Here is an 18,590-nt window from a genome sequence, read left to right as displayed (position 1 = left end):
CACGGCATGTCGAGCGAAAAGCCTGCCGCACACCCCCGCGAGAATCGTCAGCAGAAGCTGACCGAGCACGTGTTCCGGCAGGGTTCGGCGACCATCGGCGAGCTCGTCGACCTGCTCGGCGTCAGCATGATGACAGTGCACCGGGACATCGACGAACTGTCCCGGCGCGGCCTGGTCCGGAAGTACCGCGGCGGGGTCTCGGCGATGCCGTCGACGGTGTTCGAGAGCAACGCCGAATACCGGATGAACGCGCACGTCGACGCCAAACGGGTGATCGCGATGCACGCGGTGGAGCAGGTCGAGCCGGGCATGTCGGTGCTGCTCGACGATTCCACCAGCGCCCTCGCGCTGGCCAGGCTCCTGGTCGAGGTGACGCCGCTGACTGTGGCCACGAACTACCTCGCCGCGATCGACGTGCTCAAGAACGTGCACGAACTGCGGCTGATCTGCATCGGCGGCGACTACTCGCCCACCCACGATTCGTTCCTCGGCATGCAGAGCATCGAGTCGATCGAGCGGCTCTCGGTGGACATCGCGTTCGTGTCCACCTCGGCGATGAGCACGTCGATGAGCTTCCACCAGGAACCCGAGATCGTGATGATCAAACGGGCCATGCTGGCCGCGGCACGGCACAAGGTGCTGCTGATGGACCACAGCAAGATGAAGCGCACGGCGCTGCATCGGCTCGCGGCGCTGGACGACTACGACCTGCTGATCGTGGACGAGGGCGCCGATCCGCACTATGTCGACGAGATGCGCAGCCGGGTCGAAGTGCAGGTCGCCGAAGATCCCGAGAACTGATCGACTTAATAACACTCTTGCGTGCGAAGTTCACACAGTCCATGATACGTTGGATCTCGACGTCATGGAGGCGTGTATGAACGAGTCGGCAACAGCGGAGTTGCCCAAGTCGGGCTTCGGGCGCTTGCTCACGAAATGGGGGCTGCCCGCGCCCCTGTTCCTCGGGTATGTCGGACTGCTCCTGTTCATGATCGGCGACGGAGTGGAGTCCGGTTTCATCGCGCCGTACATGGCGGACAACGGCGCGGGCACGGAAATCAAGGCGTCGTACGTGATCACCGTGTACGGCGTCGCGGTGATGCTGGCGTCCTGGCTGTCGGGCGCGCTGTCCGAACTGTGGGGCCCGCGCCGGGTAATGGTCATCGGCCTGGTCATCTGGCTGGTGTTCGACGCGCTGTTCCTGACGATCGGCCTCGCCGGCGGGAACTACACGGCGATGCTGATCTGCTACGGCATCCGCGGATTCGGCTACCCGATGTTCGCGTTCGGGTTCCTGGTGTGGATCACCGCGGTGGCCCCGGTCGCCCGGCTCGGCGCGGCGGTCGGCTGGTTCTACTTCGCCTTTACCGGCGGCCTGCCCACGCTCGGCGCGCTCGTCGCAAGCTTCACCAATCCCCTGTTCGGCCACTACGGCACGCTGTGGGTCGCGGTCGTGCTGCTCGGCGTCGGCGGGCTCGTGGCGGTGTTCGGCGTCCGGCAGCGCACGGGGTACCGCAGGCTCGCGCCACCGGACGTGAAACCGGTGCAGAGCCTGGTTTCCAGCGTCTCGATCGCATGGAAGAAGCCGCGGGTCGGCGTCGGCATGATCGTGCGGGTCATCAATACCGCGCCGGAATTCGGCATGCTCGTGTTCTTCCCGACGATCTTCATCTCCCAGATCGGGTTCGGGGAAAGCCGCTGGCTGCTGCTCGTGTCGGTGATCTACGGGACGAACATCTTCTTCAACCTGATCTTCGGCGTACTGAGCGACCGGATCGGCTGGCGCACCACGATTTTCTGGTTCGGCGCGATCGGCTGCGCGATCTCGATCCTGCTGCTGTACTTCGTGCCGGTCGCGATGGGCTCGCAGTACTACTGGCTCGCGCTGATCGTCGGCGCGCTCTACGGTGCGACGCTCGCCGGGTTCGTGCCGATCTCCGCGCTGCTGCCGTCGCTGGCCCCGGAGCACAAGGGCGGCGCGATGGCTCTGCTGAACCTCGGCGCGGGCGCGGCGGCGTTCGTCGGACCGGCGATCGTGTCGCTGTTCCTCGGGCCGGCCGGTGCCGCCGGAGTCGTCATCATCTTCGCCGCGCTGTACCTGGTGGCCGCGGTGCTGGTGCGCTTCCTGAAGCTGCCTGAGGAAACCGAGAAAGCACTCGCGAACGACGGCAGTTTGCAAGATGTCGAAGAGAGGGTCAGCACGGCGTGAACGAGCAGGTCTCGGTCGGCATCGACGTCGCCACCGCGGGGGTTCGCGCCTTCGCGGTGCGCGGCGGCTCGGTCCTCGCCACCGCATCGGCGTCGCTGCCGGCGCCGGTGCGCGCGGGCGGTGGCCGCAGCGAACAGGATCCGTCGGCATGGTGGCCCGCGGTCGGTTCGGTGCTGAACGGGGTCACTGCCGCGCTGCCTGGACGCGGCACGGAAGTCTCGGCGATGGCGATCGCGGCTACGTCCGGAACGATCGTCGGAGTCGATGCCGCAGGCGAACCGGTGACGCCCGCGTTGATGTACGACGACCGGCGCGGAGCGGATTACAACGCGAAAGCCGTAGAACTCGGGGCCAGACGATGGCGGAAACTGGGCTCGGGCGTCTCGCCGACCGCGGCACTCGGCCGGATCGCCTGGCTGGCCGAGCACACCGAGGCGGTCGCCGTCCGGCACACGCCGGAGATGATCGCGGCGAAACTGACCGGACATCCGGTCGCGGCAGATTGGTCGCACGCGCTCAAAAGCGGGTACGACCCGCTGGCTGAGGAATGGCCGACCGAGGTATTCGCCGGATTGGGCGTGCCGGACGGGATGCTGCCGCCGGTGGTCGCGCCGACGAGCGTGCTCGGCGAGATTTCGGTGCCAGTCGCCGGATTGCCTGCCGGATGTCTCGTGGTGGCGGGCATGACGGACGGATGCGCGGGACAGCTGGCCGCGGGTGCGGTCGAACCGGGGCGGTTCGTAGGGATTCTCGGGACCACGTATGTCCTGAAGGGCGTCACGGAAACGCTGGTGCCGGATCCCACTGGAGTCATGTACAGCCATCGGCATCCAGACGGTTGGTGGTTGCCGGGCGGCGCGGCGAACACCGGTGGCGAGTCCGTTTCGGACAGTCTGCGGCTGGCCGAACTGGACGCCGCCGCCGCTGCTCGCGGTCCGGCCGAGGTAGTGGCGTTCCCGTTGCGGCGCAAGGGAGAACGTTTTCCGTTCGCCCACGGCGACGCAGAGGGCTTCGTCCTTGGCAGCCCAGTCGACGAGGTCGAGCTGCATCGGGCTCGGCTGGAAGGAGTCGCCTTCCTGGAGCGACTCGCCCTGGACCATTTGCGGCGTCTGGGGGTTCCGATCCGTGAACCGCTCCTGGCGGCGGGCGGTGGCAGCAAGAGTCCTTTGTGGACGCAGATCCGGGCGACGGTGAACGGGCTCGGGTTACAACTCGCAGCACAGGCGGAAACGGGATACGGCGCGGCACTCCTCGCGGCGGCGGGGTGCACGTCGGGTGGTCTGCGTGCGGCGTGCAAGGGAATGCCGGTGGGGTCGTTGGTTGAGCCCTCGTCGGGCGAGTCAGCGGCGATGTTGGCTTCGTACCAACGGTTTTGCCGCGAGTTGCGAGATCGCGGCTGGATTGACGACGAACTGTTCACCGTGGCGGCGGGGTGATGCGACTGGGGATCTTGATGTTGCTCGGACCAGGCCTGGATGGGGCGGAACCGTGGTGGCCATGCGCGAACTGCAGGACAGCGGTGCAGGCCAACGGAGCCCCGCGCCCAGAGTCGTGCGGAATCCGATCAGGCTGGCCACCAGCGAGTCCCGCAAGCCGGAAACCCGTACGTCACCAGCGAACTAGCCAAGCCGCCTGCAAGCCAGCAGCCTTGCAGGCCGAAGGTGACTTCCTCAGGTCACTCGCGGCCTGGCTGGGTCAAGGCTTGCGGGGACAGCGGGGCTAGCTGGTTAGGAGCGACGCGCACGGAGGCGGCCGGGACAGCCGCGAGCCGCCACCGCCCAGGGACAAACAGTCACGAGCGACCCGCACGCCGACGACCAGGACAGCCGCCAACCGCCACCGCCCAGGGACAAACAGTCACGAGCGACCCGCACGCGGGCGGCCGGGGCCGCGACCGTTGCCGTTGCTGCGAGGGGTCGGTGGTTCGGAGGATTTGGCCGTTTGCTGCGATCCTGCGGGTGACTGGGTGTCCGGGCGCGGCGTCGGCTGAGGCAAGGCGGGGGCGGACGAGCCCGTTGCCGGAGGGACGTCGGCCGGCGAGGCAGTTGAGGGCTGGGAACGTGCGTCGGCCGACGAAGACGTCGAGGTCTGCGAAGGAGCGGCAGTCCCGGAAGGAGCATCAGTCGGCGACGGGGCGGAGGCTTGCGGACGGGCGGAAGTCGGCGAAGCGGCGTCCTCTTCCTGCGAGCCGAGAAAGCGCAACGCCTCTTGGACGGCCTCGTTGGTCGCGGCGATCCGATCGGCGACCTTGGTGCGCAGGTCCAGGGCCAGGGTGCGCGATTCGGTGGCTTCGGTTTGCTTGTGGAGAGCGTCGGCGAGGGCAGTCTCTGCCTGTGCCTTCTTGATGGCGATCTCCTCCGACGCTCGACGGTCGGCCTCGGCTCGGGCTTGAGCGGCTGCTGCTTCGGCGGCGGCGTCGGTTTCGGCTCGGACGCGGGCGGATTCCTCGTCGGCGGCCTGGCGGGCGGCTTCGGCCGCGGCGTCGGCCTCGGCTCGGGCCTGGGCGGCGGCTTCGGCGGCTTCGGTGCGGGCGCGGAGGGCTTCGGCGTCCTTCTCGTCGCGGATGCGGCGGGCTTCGGCGTCGGCGGCCAGGCGGGCGTGCTGGGATTCGGCGTCTGCCTTGGCGCGGGCTTCGGCGGCTGCCTCGTCGGCCTGGGTACGAGCGGTCAGGGCGACCTGGTCGGCTTCGGCACGGGCCGCTGCGGAAGCCTGGTCTGCCTCGGCGCGGGCGCGGTCGGCGGCTTCGGTGCGGGACGCGATCTCGGCGTCAGCCGCGGCGGTGCGGGACGCGATCTCGGCGTCGGCGGCGGCGGTGCGGGAGGTGATGTCCTCATTGGCCGCCGTAGTACGGGTGGCGATATCGGCGTCGGCGGCCGCGGTGCGCGTGGCGATGTCCTCTTCAGCCGCGGCTAGGCGGGTAGCGATCTCCGAGTCAGCCGCAGCTGTCCGGGTGGCGATGTCCTCATTGGCCGCCGCGGTGCGGGTGGAAATGTCCGCGTCGGCGGCCGCCGTGCGGGTGGCGATGTCCTCGTTGCCCGCCTTGAGCCGCGCTTCCAAGTCCGCCAGGCGGGTCGCGATCTCCTCATCCGCAGCGGCGGTACGGGTGGCGATGTCCGCTTCCGCGGCAGCAATCCGGGACTCCAGATCCGCTTGCCGCGCAGCAAGGTCCTTCTCCGCAGCCGCGACGCGGGCGTCCAGGGCCTCTGAGCGCGCGGCCAAATCGGCGTGGGTCTCCGCGAGCAAACGCTGGCGTTCCGCTTCCGCTTCTTTGGCCGCTTTGTCCGCTGCCCGTTGGGTTTCGTGGGCGTAGCGGTCCGCTTCGGCGCGGGTCGAGGTCGCGTCCGCTTCCGCGGAACGGCGCAGGTCGGCGATTTCCTCCTCGGCCAGCTGCACCATCATCCGCACGCGTTCGGAGATCGCGCCGGCGCCAGCCGGGCTTGAGGTGACGCGGACCAGCGCCGCCTTCGCCTCGGACAGCTCCGACTGGGCTGTCGTCAGGGCCTTGGTGAGCTCGCCAGCGGTGGCCACCGCCTCGTCGCGGCCGTGGGAGGTCGTCTTGAGTTCGCTGGTCAGCTGGGCGATGCGGGTGTCGACCTGGTGCGGGTCGTATCCCTTCCGGGTAACAGCAAAGGCGGGGTGCTGCGGCTTCTCGGGCGCGACCATCGGGTCACCTTAGTGATCGGGGCACCTGCGGCACGTACCGCCAAACGGCTGTATTACGAAACGCGAAACCCGACGTCACGCATGGCATCCTGTCTCCTCGACCTACCGCGCGGGCGAACGGGGCAGACGCATGGACCTTTCCGCCATCGCCGCCGACCTGGCCGCGCACTGGCACGTGTACGCGACCATGCCGTTCATCGCGGCGCTCATCGGCTACCTGACCAAACGCGTCGCGATCGAGATGATGTTCCGGCCGCTCGAGTTCCGCGGCATCCGGCCCTTTCTCGGCTGGCAGGGCGTCATCCCGGCCAACTCCCGGCGGATGGCCACCACCGCGGTCGACCTGCTGACCAAGAATCTCCTCGACCCGCGAGAGGTCTTCGCGCGGCTCGATCCGGAGGAAATGGTCGCGCAGCTGGAAGAACCGCTGCTGAAAGCGGTCGACGAGGTCACCCGCGAAGTGTTCGAGACTTACCAGCCGCGGTTGTGGGAAATGCTGCCCGCTCGTGCGCAGCAACTGCTGGTGGACCGCGTCCGCGCGCAGGCGCCCGTGGTCGTGAAGCGGCTGATGCGGGAAGTGGCGTCGAACGTGGACGAAGTCCTCGACGTCAACGACATGCTGATCAGCGCCATGGTCCGGGACAAATCGCTCACCTGCCGGCTGATCCGGGAGGTCGCCGCGCCCGAGTTCCGGTTCATCGCGCGCAGCGGGATCGGCTTCGGATTCGTCATCGGGCTCGTCCAGCTCATCGCGTGGGCGCTCACGAAACAACCGGTGATCATGCCGATCTTCGGTTTCGTCACGGGGTTCGTCACGGACTGGCTCGCGCTCAAAATGATCTTCTACCCTCGGCAGCCGCGCCGGTTCCTGTTCTTCACCTGGCAGGGCATGTTCCAGAAACGCCGCGCGCAGGTCGCCGCGGACTACGGCGCGTTGATCGCGGAGGAAGTCCTCACCGCGGGGAACGTGCTGGAAGCCGTCCTCACCGGACCGCGTGCGGACAAGCTGTTCGCGCTCGTCACGCGGGAGGTCCAGCGGACCGTCGACGCGCAGGCCGGTCTGGCGAAACCGCTGGTCGCGCTGGCTGTCGGCGGGCGTGAGTACCAGCAGATGAAACAGGCCGCCGCGGAGAAGGCCATCGCGTATCTGCCGGAGACCGTCAAGCACGTCGAGAGTTACGCGACCGACGCGCTCGACGTCCGCAACACCATCGTCGACAAGATGCAGCAACTGACGCCGCTGGAGTTCGAGGGCATTCTCCGGCCGGCGTTCAAACAGGACGAATGGAAGCTGATCGCGGTCGGCGCGGTGATCGGCGGGCTCGTCGGCGAACTGCAGGTCCTGCTCCTCTTGGGATAATCCTGCGGCTCTGCCGTCCGTTGAAGGTGGCGGCGGGGAGGATGCGGATGAGGACGCGGGTTACCGTTCCGGTGAGCGACACGGAGGGGACGCGCGTGCACACTTTCGCCGAGCACTGGCCGGTGTACGTCTCCATGCCGTTCATCGCGGCGCTGATCGGCTACGTCACCAAGCGCGTCGCCATCGAGATGATGTTCCAGCCGCTCGAATTCGTCGGCATCCGGCCCTTCCTCGGCTGGCAGGGCGTGCTGCCCGCGAACGCCGAGCGGATGGCGACGACCGCGACCGAAATGCTCACCACCAACCTCGTCGACCCGCGGGAGATCTTCGCCCGGCTCGACCCGGAGCAGGTCGCGAAGGAGATCGAGCAGCCGCTGCTGCGCGTGGTCGAGGACGTCACCCGCGAGGTGATGGAGACCTACCAGCCGCGGCTGTGGGAAATGCTGCCGTCCGGCGCGCAGCAACTGCTGCTGAAACGCGTGCAGGCCGAGGCGCCGCGGGCGATCACGAAGATCATGCGCGAGATTTCCCAGAACATCGAGGACGTGCTCGACCTCAAGCACATGGTCGTCACGAACCTGGTGCGCGACAAGGCTTTGCTCAACCGGCTGATCCGCGACATCTCCCGGCCGGAAATGCGGTTCATCGCGCGCTCGGGCATCTGGTTCGGGTTCGTTCTCGGCTGTGTGCAGCTGCTGGTCTGGGCGCTGACGAAGTCGCCGATCGTGCTGCCGCTGTTCGGGCTCGGGATCGGCTGGCTGACCGACTGGCTCGCACTCAAAATGATCTTCCTGCCGCGCGAGCCGAAACGGTTCTTCGGCTTCTACAACTGGCAGGGCGTGTTCCAGAAGCGCCGCGACGAGGTGGCCGCCGACTACGGCGACATGATCGCGCGAGAGATCATCACCGTGCCGAATCTGCTGGAAGCCGTGCTGCGCGGGCCGAAATCGGACCGGCTGTTCTCGCTGATCAGCCGCGAGGTGCAGAAGACGATCGACGCGCAGGCGAGCGTCGTCAAGCCGTTCGTCGCGATCGCGGTGGGCACGAAGCGGTTCCAGGAAATGAAGCAGGTCGCCGCCGCGAAAGCCGCCGAGCGGGTGCCGGACACCATCCGGCACGCGGAGACGTATGCGATCAACGCGCTCGACGTCCGCAACACGATCGTGGACCGGATGCGCAGGCTCAGCCCGCTCGAATTCGAGCAGCTGCTGCGGCCCGCCTTCCGGCAGGACGAATGGAAGCTGATCGCGGTCGGCGCGGTGATCGGCGGGCTCGTCGGCGAGCTGCAGGCGTTGCTGCTGCTCGGTTAGGACGCGCACGCGATACGGTTTCCTTCCGGAACGGGGAGGGAGACCCGGTGAACGCGGTGCTGGACGACTTCGCGCGGCACTGGCCGGTGTACGTCTCGATGCCGTTCGTCGCCGCGCTGATCGGCTATGTCACCAAGCGCGTCGCGATCGAGATGATGTTCCGCCCGCTTGAATTCATCGGCATCCGGCCGTTGCTCGGCTGGCAGGGCGTGGTGCCGAAGCACGGCGGCCGGATGGCCGCGATCGCGACCGAACTGCTCACCGCGAACCTGCTCGACATCAAAGAGGTCTTCGCGCGCGTCGACCCGGTGATCATCACCCGCGAACTCGAACAACCGCTGCTGCGCGCGGTCGACGGGATCGCCCGCGACGTGCTCGAACAGCATCATCCGCGGCTGTGGGAGGTCATGCCCACGCTCGCCCAGGAACTGCTGATCAAACAGGTGCAGGCCAGCGCGCCGCAGCTGGTGCGGGAGTTCCTTGACGAGGTCCGCGACAACCTGGACGAGGTGCTCGATGTCCGGCACATGACCGTCGAACGGCTCACCCGCGACCGCGCGCTGCTGGTCCGGCTGATCCGCGAAACGTCCCGGCCGGAGATGACGTTCATCGCGCGCGCCGGGATCGTCTTCGGCTTCGTGCTCGGTCTCGTCCAGGCGCTGGTGTGGGCGCTGACCCGGCAGCCGCTGGTGCTGCCGATCTTCGGCGGCGCGATCGGGCTGTTCACCGACTGGCTGGCGATCAAGATGATCTTCCTGCCGCGCGAGCCGGTGCGGCTGGGCCGGGTCATCCTGCAAGGCAAGTTCCAGCGGCGGCGCGCCGAGGTCGCCCGGCAATACGGCGAGCTGGTGGCCAACGAGGTGCTGACCGTCCCGAATCTGCTCGACGCCCTGCTGCGCGGCCCGAAGTCGGACCGGCTCGTGGCGATGGTCGAACGCGCTGTCGGGCACGCGGTGGACGCGCAGGTCAGCGCCGCGAAACCGGTGGTCGCGCTCGCCGTCGGGGCGCAGCGGCTGCAGGAGATGAAGCACGCCGCGGCACAGCGGGCGCTGGCTGAGCTGCCATTGACCGCGCGCTACGCCGAGGGCTACCTGACCGAGGCGATGGACGTGGCGAAAATGGTGGAGCAGCGGATGCTCGCGCTGACGCCGCTGGAGTTCGAGGGCCTGCTGCGGCCGGCGTTCCGGCAGGACGAGTGGAAGCTGATCGCGGTCGGCGGCGTGATCGGGTTCCTGGTCGGCGAGTTGCAAGTCCTCCTCATGCTCGGCTGACTTTTCGGCGGTTGTTCGCGCCGGGCTCACTCGAACTGACTAACCTCAGTGCCGTGTCCGAGCCACCGCAGCTGCCCGCAGTCCACGAGGCCTATCTGCCCCGCGAGCACGCGCTGCATCGCCCGCGGCACGGCAAACGGCAGCTGACCGCGCTGGTCAGCGCCCTGTTGTTCTTCGTGACGCCGACCCTGCTGTGGGTCGTCGGGGTCCGGCCGAGCGAGATCGAAAACCACAAGCTCGCCGGATTCCCCAGCCTCGGCGAAGGGTTCGGGTTCTTCACCAACCTGCCCCACTGGGCGACGGACCAGCTGTCGTTCCGGGCGGGCGCGATCAACGCGGCGAACGGGATCAGCGAGGGCGTCTTCGGCGAGGCCGCACCGCTCGACCAGGGGTCCGCGTCGAACAACGGCCCGATCCCGGCCCCGCCGCTGCAGCAACCGGGCGCGCCGAACACCGGCCCGACGCTGCCGAGCACCCCGGGTTCCAGCCAGGCCGGATACCGCAAGGTGGTCCAGGGTGCCGACGGCTGGCTGTACTACGGCTACGACTCCGAAGCGAAGTGCACGCCGGCCCAGGACATCGACACCACGATGAAGCGGATCGACGAACTGCGCGCGGCGGTCGAGGCGTCCGGCCGGAAGTTCGTGTTCGTGGTGACACCGGACAAGACGACGATGGTGCCGCAGTTCCTGCCCGCGAGTTACCCGGGCAAGGAGTGTTCGCAGGCCGCCTCGCCGAACGACTGGTACAAGATCACCACCGAAGGCCACTCGCTCGACCTGCGCCCGCAACTCGCCGCCGAAGCGGCCAGGGTCGGCCACCCGATCTACGCCCCCAACGACACGCACTGGCGCGACGAAGGCGGCCTCGTCCTGACCCGCGCACTCGCCGACACGATCAAGCCGGGCACGACGAACAGCTGGCTGAGCGCCCCGGACGGCCAGTACGACGCGGTCGCGGACCTGCCGCTGCTGCTCGGGCAAACCGGCGTCAAGACGAACACCCGCTACAACCTGCGCCCGGACGGCGTCACCGACCGCGCGGGGGAATTCATCGGCAGCATCGATCAGCCGGTGCACCGCTCGGCGCCGCCGATCGTCGGCACGATCGACCAGCCGACGTTGGTCTACGGGGACTCGTTCAGCCTCGCGTCGTCGCGGTATCTGGAGGCGGCGTTCACGAATCTCACGTATTTGGCGTATTCGACGGACAAGACGCCGCAGTCGCAGGCGGTGGACCAGTTCGTGAACTCGCACGTGGTGGTGCTGCAAGCCGTGGAACGGAATGTGGCCGGCGGGTTGGTGCCCTTTACTGACGAGGGCTTTATCGCGGCGGTGAAGAGCGCGTTGGCGCAGCATCCGATCCGGTAGCGGACGGGTGGGCTTGGCGGTGCGCCAGGAGCCCGGCTAGGTGCTGATCGCTCCATTCGCGCTTGGCGTCGATGACCGGCAGGAGACTGCGGCCGAGGCCGGTCGGCTCGTAGGTGACGTGAGGCGGGTTGGCCTGGTGGTCGGTGCGGGTCAGGAGACCGTCGTGGGTCATGTCGCGCGGGGTTTCGGTCAGGACTTTGGCGCTGCTGATCCCCGGGTTTTGCCGGAGGTCGCTGAAGCGCCGCGGGCCGTCAAGCAACGCGACGACGCCATTCCCAGTCCACCTGCCGCCTACGTGGAAGGGGAAGGCAGCCATCGGGCACGCCGGGTCCAGTTTCGTTGAAGTACCAGTTTCCGTAGATACCGTCCAGCCCACGGTGCCGAACAGCGAAACGGTCCGCTCGTGATTTTCGGTGCTGGCGGGCTCGCGGTAGTCGCTGACGCGCTGTGTCGAGGACGCCCAGTGGTCGGAGTGGTTCGCGACCCCGGCAGGCACAAAAAACTGTCCGCCCGGAGAGAGGGGGTCACGATCGTGAATGCCGTGACGCCGTTTACTGCCTCCGCCCGAATCGTTCGACGACTTCAGGCTGCGCGGGGGTCGAGGGTGATCGAAATCGGGCTCGCCGCGACTCTGCGCACCGGCAGCACACGACTCTACGAGGACACCGCGGCATTCCCCGCTTTCTTGCGTCCCTTCGCCGAAGCACGGATGAAGGGCCTGGCAGGAACAAGCCGCGGCGGTGGACTGGCTGGTCATCACGCCGCCGCCCGGGTTGTCGCTCGAAGCACCCGGCGACCGGCAAGTACCGGCTTGCGGGCGAGATGCTCGATCGGCGAACGTCCCATTGTCCTATGCGGACCTCGCGACAGCAGCCCTTGACCTGGTCGAGGCGCCAACTCGGTCTCGCCAGCAGGTGGCCGTGTACCGCTAGCCGACCGGAACCGGGGCCGCTTCCACCGGGCTCGTCCGCACCCCGCGCCGACGGTCGCGCGCCCACGCGATCACCCGGCACACCAGATAGATCAAGAACGAAATCGACGTCACGAACGCGCTCACCGGCAACCCCGGGGCCAGCGAAAGCACGATGCCGCCCAAGGCGGAAACCTCTGCGAACACCACCGACAACACCGTGGCGCGCAATGGGCTAGCGGTCACCCGGGCGGCAGCCGCGGCGGGGGTCACCATCAAAGCGACCACCAGGAGCGATCCGACCACCTGCACGCTCAGCGCCGTCGCAACCCCGACCAGCAGGGAGAACAGCACCGTCAGCGTCTTGACCGGGACCCCGCGTGCCTCGGCCACTGACCGGTCGACACTGGCGAACAGGAGCGGGCGGTAGATCATCGCCAGCACCGCCAGCACCGCCGCGGCGGAGATGACCAAGGCGGTCAGGTTCGTGCTGTCCACGGTGATGATCTGACCGGTCAGGATGCCGAACTTATTCGCTGACCGTCCTTTGTAGAACGACAGCAGCAGGACGCCCATGCCCAGTCCGAAGGACAGGATCACACCGATCACCGAATCGCGGTCGGCGTCGCGGATGCCCAGGATTCCCAGCAGCAGCGCGGCAGCGACGGCACCGGCCAGTGCGCCGTATTCCACGCCGACGCCCAGCAGCAGTGCGCCTGCCGCGCCGGTGAAGGCCAGTTCGGACGTGCCGTGCACCGCGAAAGACATGCGGCGCATCACGATCAGCGGGCCGAGCACGCCGGCCAGCAAACCGAGCACCGCGGCCGCGATCAGGGCGATGCGGACGCTGTCCAGTTCCGCGATCAGCTCCCACGTCTTGGCGAAGTCGAACATGCCGTCCAAGGCTCAGCCCACTGCTTCCTGCTCGTGGTGATGCGGTTCGTCCTCGCACAGCGCACTCTGCGCACCGGCGATGTGGATCTGCCCGCCGACGCGCAGCACCTCGATCTTCGTTCCGTACAGATCCGACAGCGTCTCCGAGGTCATCACCTCGTCCGGCTTGCCGATCCGGAACTGGCCGTTCACCAGGTACAGCACGCGGTCGACGAACTGCAGGACCGGGTTGATCTCGTGCGTCACGAACAGCACCGCGGACCCGGCCTCGCGCCGGCGAGCGTCGATCAACTCGCTGACCGCGCGCTGGTGCGCCAGGTCCAGCGACAGCAGCGGTTCGTCGCACAGCAACACCGTCGGGTCGCCGACCAGCGCCTGTGCCACTCGCAATCGTTGCTGCTCGCCGCCGGAAAGCCGACCGACCGGCTGTTTCGCGTAGCGCGTCCCGCCGACTGATTCGATCACTTCGGCGACCCGGCGCTTCCGCGCGCGCATACCGACCAGTCCCGGACCCCAGCGGTGCCCGTCCAAGCCGAGGCCGACCAGGTCGACGCCGCGCAGCGCGAGCGAATCGTCGATCGCGCGCTGCTGCGGGATGTAGCCGACCTTGCGGTTCGCCCCTCCCGGTCGCCCGCCCGCGATTTCCACCGTGCCCGCCGACAGCGACTGCATGCCCAGCAGCGCCTTGAGGAAGCTGCTCTTGCCGGAACCGTTCGGGCCGAGGACGGCCAGGAATTCGCCCGGCTCGACGTCCAGGTCCAAACCGGACCAGAGGGTACGGTCGCCGAAGGCGAGCCCGGCCCCGCGCACGCGGACCGCGGGGCCGGCTTCCGGAAGCTGGACGGACATCAGCTGTTCAGAGCCCCCGACAGCGAGTCCACATCCTTGGTCATCCAGTCAATGTAGCCCGTGACGTTCGCCGGGAGCGTCTCGGATACATCGACCACCGCGACCCCGGACGCCTTCGCGTCGGCGACTGCCTGCTTGGTCAGCGGGGTGACCGTCTGCACGTTGTTGACCAGCGCCTTCACCTGCTTCTCCTTGATCAGCTTGGTGAACTCGGAGACCGCCGCGGCGGGCACGTCGGTCTCGTTCTCGATCGCGTCGGAGAAGGCCTGCGGGGTGGCGTCGCCGATGTTCGCGGTCTTGAGCAGGTAGTGCGCGACCGGTTCGGTGACGACGACCTTCGTGTCCGGGTGCGCGGCGCCCAGCGCGGAGGCCTTCTTGATCAGGCCGTCGACCTGGCCCTTGAAGGCCTTGGCGTTTTCGTCGAACTTCTGCTTCGACGCGGGCTGGATCTCGCCGAGCGCGGCCGCGACCTGGTCGGCGACCTTCTCGACGCCCGGCAGGTCGTACCAGACGTGCTCGTTCTCCTCGCCCGGCTTGGCGATGTCGTAGGCGACCAGCTTCTTCGCCGAAGCCGCCTCGCCCGACAGCTTGGTGAAGAACTCGTCGTACCCGCCGCCGTTGGCCAGCGTCAGCTGCGCCTTCTTGGCGGCGAGCGCGTCGTCGGCGGTCGATTCGTACGAGTGCGGGTCAGCGGAAGGATCGTGAATGATCGACGTGACCTGCACTTTGTCGCCTCCGACGGCGGACACGACGCTGCCCCAGACGTCGGTGGAGGCGACGACCTTCACCTGGTCGCCCGTTCCCCCTCCCGCGCCGGAACCGGACGAGGACGACGTGCTGGAGCACGCGCCGAGCGCGAACACAGCCAAAGCCGACGCGGCGGCGAGGACGCTCGTGGTACGGCGGGAAGTCATCGGGCACTCCTGGGTCGAACTGCTAATGGAAACCGTTGTCAGATTCACTTTACCCCATCCGAACGGCGAGCCTCACTCCACCGGGTGGCCGAGCGCGCTCTTCATCACCGAACGGATCGAGACGCTCACCACAGGGGTGTCGCTTCTGGAAAACGATCTGAACCGTTACGGTTTGCGGATGGGCCGTCCTATTCGCACCCGGAGGCAGGCGACATTGGCGTCGCTCGCGGCGGAACTCGGGGTGTCCAGGACCACCGTGTCCAACGCCTACAACCGCCCGGATCAGCTGTCCCCCGAACTGCGCCGCAGGGTGCTCGAAACCGCGCGGCGACTCGGCTACCCCGGACCGGACCCGGTCGCGCGCTCGCTGCGCACCCGCAAGGCGGGCGCGGTCGGGCTGCTGCTGACCGAGAACCTTTCCTACGCCTTCCGCGACCCGGCCGCCGTCGGCGTGCTCGAAGGACTCGCGCTGGCCTGCGAGGACGCGGGCGTCGGCCTGCATCTCGTGCCGGCCAGCCCCGGTCGCGAGGACCTCGCCGCGGTGCACCGCGCGGGCGTGGACGGGTTCGTCGTGTACTCCGTGCCGGACGACGACCCGCATCTCGCGGCCGTCCTCGAACGGCCGGTGCCGACGGTGATCATCGACCAGCCCCGGATCGAGGGCGTGGACCGCGTCGGCCCGGACGACGCGGCCGCCGTCACCCAGCTCGCCGACCATCTGGTGGCGCTCGGTCACCGGCAGGTCGGCGTCCTCTGCATGCGGCTCGGCCGCGAGCGCAACGACGACTTCGTGACTTCCGAACGCCAGAGCGGCGCGCACTTCCACGTGCAGCGCACCCGGTTGGAGGCGCTGGCGACGGCGTTCTCCTCGGCAGGCGTCGACTGGGCGACCGTTCCCGTGGTCGAGCGCTTCGACCACACGGTGGACGACGGCGCCTCTGCCGCACGTCAGCTGCTGGACGCGTATCCGCAGGTCACCGCCTTGGTCTGCACATCGGACATTCTCGCGCTCGGTGCGCTGGCCGAGGCCGCGCGACGCGGGCTGCGGGTGCCGCTCGATCTGACGGTGACCGGGTTCGACGGCATCGCCGAGGCTGAGCGTTCGGGACTCACGACGGTGCATCAGCCGGTGCTGGAGAAGGGCAAGGTGGCCGGGCGGCTGCTGCTCAGCGCACCTGAGCGGGTCGGGCCGAAGGTGATCACGCTGCCGACTGAGCTGCGGATCGGCAGGACGTCGGCACCGCCGCGGACGGTCGAGGAGCCCTGGTTCGGCGGCTGAGCGACCCCCAGCCTTTGCCGTGATTTCCCGCCCACCGCATTGTGCCCGCGGCCCCGGCCCGGTTCCATGGGACGGAACCGCCCGCGTCCCGCGGGAAAGCGCAGGCCGAAAGGTGCCCCATGACCTCCATCGACGTGCTGCTCAAGCGTAATCAGGAAATCGGGAACATCGTTCCCGGCGACCGGTCCTCCCCCAAGCCGTCGTTGCAGGTGTCGATCCTGACCTGCATGGATGCCCGGATCCGGGTGTTCGAGATCTTCGGCCTGCTGCAGGGCGAGGCGCACGTGCTGCGCAACGCGGGCGGTGTGGTCACCGACGACATGATCCGTTCGCTCGCGCTCAGCCAGCGCAAGCTCGGCACCCGCGAGGTGCTGATCGTCCAGCACACCGACTGCGGCCTCTCCACGGTCACCGAGGACGAGTTCAAGGACGAGCTGGAGTCCGCGACCGGACTGCGGCCGACCTGGGCGGTCGAGGCGTTCCGCAAGGTCGAGGACAGCGTGCGCACCTCGATGGAGCGCGCCCGGCGCAGCGACTTCCTCCTGCACAACGACAACGTGCGCGGATTCGTCTACGACGTGAAGGCCGGGAGCCTGACCGAGGTCAAGTAAGCGCCGTCGTATTCAATGGCGGGGTGGGCCTAGATACCGATGTTCTGATCGATTGGTTCGCCGACGTCGGCCGGGACCTGCCGTGGCGGGAGCCGGACTGCTCGGCCTGGGGCGTGCTGGTCAGCGAAATCATGCTCCAGCAGACGCCGGTCTCGCGCGTCCAGCCGATCTGGCTGGAGTGGATGGCCCGCTGGCCGGTGCCCTCCGCGCTGGCCGCGGAGACCACCGGCGAGGTCGTGCGCGCGTGGGGCAAGCTCGGCTACCCGCGTCGCGCGCTTCGGCTGCACGCCGCCGCCACCGTCATTGCGCAGGAGCACGGCGACGTCGTGCCGTCCGATGTGGACACGCTGCTCGCGTTGCCCGGCATCGGCGCGTACACGGCGCGCGCGGTGGCCGCGTTCGCGTACGGCAAGCGCGCGCCGGTGGTGGACACGAACGTCCGTCGGGTGGTCGCGCGCGCCGTTCATGGCGCGGGTGATGCGGGCCCGGCGTCGAATACCCGCGACATGGCGGACGTCGAGGCGATGCTTCCCGCCGAGGATGCGCCTGCGGCGAAGCTGTCCGCGGCGCTGATGGAGCTGGGCGCGCTGATCTGCACCGCCCGGTCGCCGAAGTGCGCGGACTGCCCGATTTACGACGAATGCAAGTGGCAGCACAACGGCCGTCCCGAATACGCGGGTCCGGCCAAGCCGGTGCAGAAGTTCGCCGGCACCGACCGGCAGGTGCGCGGGCTGCTGCTGGACGTCCTGCGCGGTGCCGAGGGGCCGGTCGAAAAGGCGCGGCTGGACCTGGTGTGGCACGAATCCGGGCAGCGCGACCGGTGCCTGGATTCGCTGCTCGTGGACGGCCTGCTGGAGCAAACCGGCGACGGGCTGTTCGCGCTTCCCGGGGAACACTGACGCACTACGACGAAAGTCGGCAAAAAGTTGTCCCCTCCCGGGCACCGGGTTAGCTTTCCCCCGTCGCACTTGCAGGCTGAGGAGTTCCGCATGGGGGAAGCAACACGTCGTACCGTCCTGAAGGGCGGCCTCACCGCCACTGCCGTGGGCGCTCTGGGCTTCGCCTCGGCGCGGTCCGCGGCGGCCGCGACCACGCCGACCATTCACTCGACGGCCGAGTGGAACGCCCGGCCCGCGTCGGGCGCGATCGTGGTGGAGAACCACAAGCCGACGTACATCGTCGTGCACCACACCGTCGATCCCGGCAACAACACCGACTACTCGCTGGCGCACGCGCTGCAGATCTCGCGGGACATCCAGAACTTCCACATGGACACCCGCGGCTGGATCGACACCGGCCAGCAGTTCACCAACAGCCGCGGCGGCTTCGTCACCGAGGGGCGCCACCGCAGTCTCGAAATCCTGCGCGGCGAGAAGCAGCACGTGCAGGGCGCGAACGTCGGCAACCACAACAGCGAATGCCTCGGCATCGAGAATGAGGGCCTCTACAGCACGGTCGACGTGCCGGTGGCGCTCTGGAACTCGCTCGTGCAGCTGATCGCCTACATCGCGCACCAATACGGCATCACCCCCGAGTTCATCAAGGGCCACCGCGATTTCAACTCGACCGAGTGCTGCGGCCAGGTGCTCTACGACCGGCTTCCGGAGCTGCGCACGGCGGTCGGCCAGCAGCTCGGCCTGTCCGTCGCCAGGCTCGAAGCACCGGAGTGGCCGCTGCTCAAACCGGGTGACACCGGGCCGCAGGTGATGACCGCGCAACGCTTCCTGCGTGCCGCCGGGTTCGGCGTGCCCACCGACGGCGTGTTCGGCACGGCGACCGCGGCCGCCGTGTCCGCGCTGGCCGCCGAGCACGGGCTTTCCCGCGACAGTTGCACCGCGGCCCGGGCCAGCGACGAATCCGGTTACCTCGGCTCCGACGTCTGGCCGCTGATCGTGCCGCGCGGGCGGTCAGCGGCGGCCTGGCGGAGCGAGCTGAGCAAGGAGTGAAGGG

Annotated in this window: 16 protein-coding genes; 11 read left to right on the top strand and 5 right to left on the bottom strand. The window is 68.4% G+C overall.

What is annotated here, in order from left to right:
- The first annotated feature begins 6 nt into the window (after positions 1–6).
- The 3 genes from BM362_RS07885 to BM362_RS07875 all read left to right on the top strand — a co-directional run bounded on the left by BM362_RS07885 (position 7) and on the right by BM362_RS07875 (position 3,645).
- Entirely contained in the window at positions 7–801 is a 795-nt protein-coding gene (locus BM362_RS07885) for a DeoR/GlpR family DNA-binding transcription regulator (protein WP_067576820.1), read from the top strand.
- 76 nt (positions 802–877) lie between these two features.
- Positions 878–2,209 (top strand): MFS transporter, encoded by a 1,332-nt coding sequence (locus tag BM362_RS07880; protein ID WP_167545222.1) that lies wholly within the window; start codon positions 878–880, stop codon positions 2,207–2,209.
- Complete coding sequence (locus BM362_RS07875; RefSeq protein ID WP_093572577.1) at positions 2,206–3,645, top strand: FGGY-family carbohydrate kinase; 1,440 nt, start codon at positions 2,206–2,208, stop codon at positions 3,643–3,645. Before BM362_RS07880 ends, BM362_RS07875 begins: the two co-directional genes overlap by 4 nt.
- Before the next feature lie 421 nt (positions 3,646–4,066).
- Here the strand turns inward: BM362_RS07875 and BM362_RS07870 are convergent, their stop codons facing one another.
- Entirely contained in the window at positions 4,067–5,872 is a 1,806-nt protein-coding gene (locus BM362_RS07870) for a coiled-coil domain-containing protein (protein WP_093572576.1), read from the bottom strand.
- Between the two features lie 130 nt (positions 5,873–6,002).
- Between BM362_RS07870 and BM362_RS07865 the strand changes: the two genes are divergently transcribed.
- From BM362_RS07865 to BM362_RS07850, 4 genes are all read left to right on the top strand, one after another.
- Entirely contained in the window at positions 6,003–7,232 is a 1,230-nt protein-coding gene (locus BM362_RS07865; protein ID WP_067576828.1) for a DUF445 family protein, read from the top strand.
- Between the two features lie 134 nt (positions 7,233–7,366).
- Positions 7,367–8,542 carry a DUF445 family protein gene (locus tag BM362_RS07860; RefSeq protein WP_093572780.1) on the top strand — a complete coding sequence of 392 codons (1,176 nt, stop codon included), beginning with the start codon at positions 7,367–7,369 and terminating at the stop codon, positions 8,540–8,542.
- A gap of 47 nt (positions 8,543–8,589) precedes the next feature.
- Entirely contained in the window at positions 8,590–9,813 is a 1,224-nt protein-coding gene (locus tag BM362_RS07855; RefSeq protein WP_067576830.1) for a DUF445 domain-containing protein, read from the top strand.
- 53 nt (positions 9,814–9,866) lie between these two features.
- Positions 9,867–11,183 (top strand): alginate O-acetyltransferase AlgX-related protein, encoded by a 1,317-nt coding sequence (locus tag BM362_RS07850; protein WP_093572575.1) that lies wholly within the window; start codon positions 9,867–9,869, stop codon positions 11,181–11,183.
- On the opposite strand, the gene BM362_RS48125 is transcribed toward BM362_RS07850, so the two are convergent.
- From BM362_RS48125 to BM362_RS07830, 4 genes are all read right to left on the bottom strand, one after another.
- Positions 11,137–11,940, bottom strand: a complete 804-nt coding sequence (locus BM362_RS48125; RefSeq protein WP_208865112.1) for a winged helix-turn-helix transcriptional regulator — start codon at positions 11,938–11,940, stop codon at positions 11,137–11,139. The two genes, BM362_RS07850 and BM362_RS48125, sit on opposite strands and share 47 nt — an antisense overlap.
- A gap of 171 nt (positions 11,941–12,111) precedes the next feature.
- Positions 12,112–12,996 (bottom strand): metal ABC transporter permease, encoded by an 885-nt coding sequence (locus BM362_RS07840; RefSeq protein WP_093572574.1) that lies wholly within the window; start codon positions 12,994–12,996, stop codon positions 12,112–12,114.
- A gap of 3 nt (positions 12,997–12,999) precedes the next feature.
- Positions 13,000–13,836: a metal ABC transporter ATP-binding protein gene (locus BM362_RS07835; protein ID WP_067576838.1), complete on the bottom strand. Its 837-nt coding sequence runs from the start codon at positions 13,834–13,836 to the stop codon at positions 13,000–13,002.
- A complete protein-coding gene (locus BM362_RS07830; protein ID WP_093572573.1) occupies positions 13,836–14,750 on the bottom strand; it encodes a metal ABC transporter solute-binding protein, Zn/Mn family in 915 nt (304 codons plus the stop codon). Before BM362_RS07830 ends, BM362_RS07835 begins: the two co-directional genes overlap by 1 nt.
- Positions 14,751–14,928: 178 nt before the next feature.
- Between BM362_RS07830 and BM362_RS07825 the strand changes: the two genes are divergently transcribed.
- The 4 genes from BM362_RS07825 to BM362_RS07810 all read left to right on the top strand — a co-directional run bounded on the left by BM362_RS07825 (position 14,929) and on the right by BM362_RS07810 (position 18,586).
- Entirely contained in the window at positions 14,929–16,029 is a 1,101-nt protein-coding gene (locus tag BM362_RS07825; RefSeq protein ID WP_067578025.1) for a LacI family DNA-binding transcriptional regulator, read from the top strand.
- Positions 16,030–16,148: 119 nt separating this feature from the next.
- Positions 16,149–16,640 (top strand): beta-class carbonic anhydrase, encoded by a 492-nt coding sequence (locus BM362_RS07820; protein WP_067576842.1) that lies wholly within the window; start codon positions 16,149–16,151, stop codon positions 16,638–16,640.
- A 23-nt stretch (positions 16,641–16,663) separates the two neighbouring features.
- Positions 16,664–17,539 (top strand): HhH-GPD family protein, encoded by an 876-nt coding sequence (locus BM362_RS07815; RefSeq protein ID WP_093572572.1) that lies wholly within the window; start codon positions 16,664–16,666, stop codon positions 17,537–17,539.
- 90 nt (positions 17,540–17,629) lie between these two features.
- Positions 17,630–18,586, top strand: coding sequence for a peptidoglycan recognition protein family protein (locus tag BM362_RS07810; protein ID WP_093572571.1), 957 nt, complete (start codon positions 17,630–17,632; stop codon positions 18,584–18,586).
- Positions 18,587–18,590: the final 4 nt, after the last annotated feature.

Source organism: Amycolatopsis rubida (assembly GCF_900115345.1).
GTDB lineage: Bacteria > Actinomycetota > Actinomycetes > Mycobacteriales > Pseudonocardiaceae > Amycolatopsis > Amycolatopsis rubida.
Note: the sequence above shows the minus strand (reverse complement) of the source record. Positions and strands in the feature narration are given on the sequence as shown.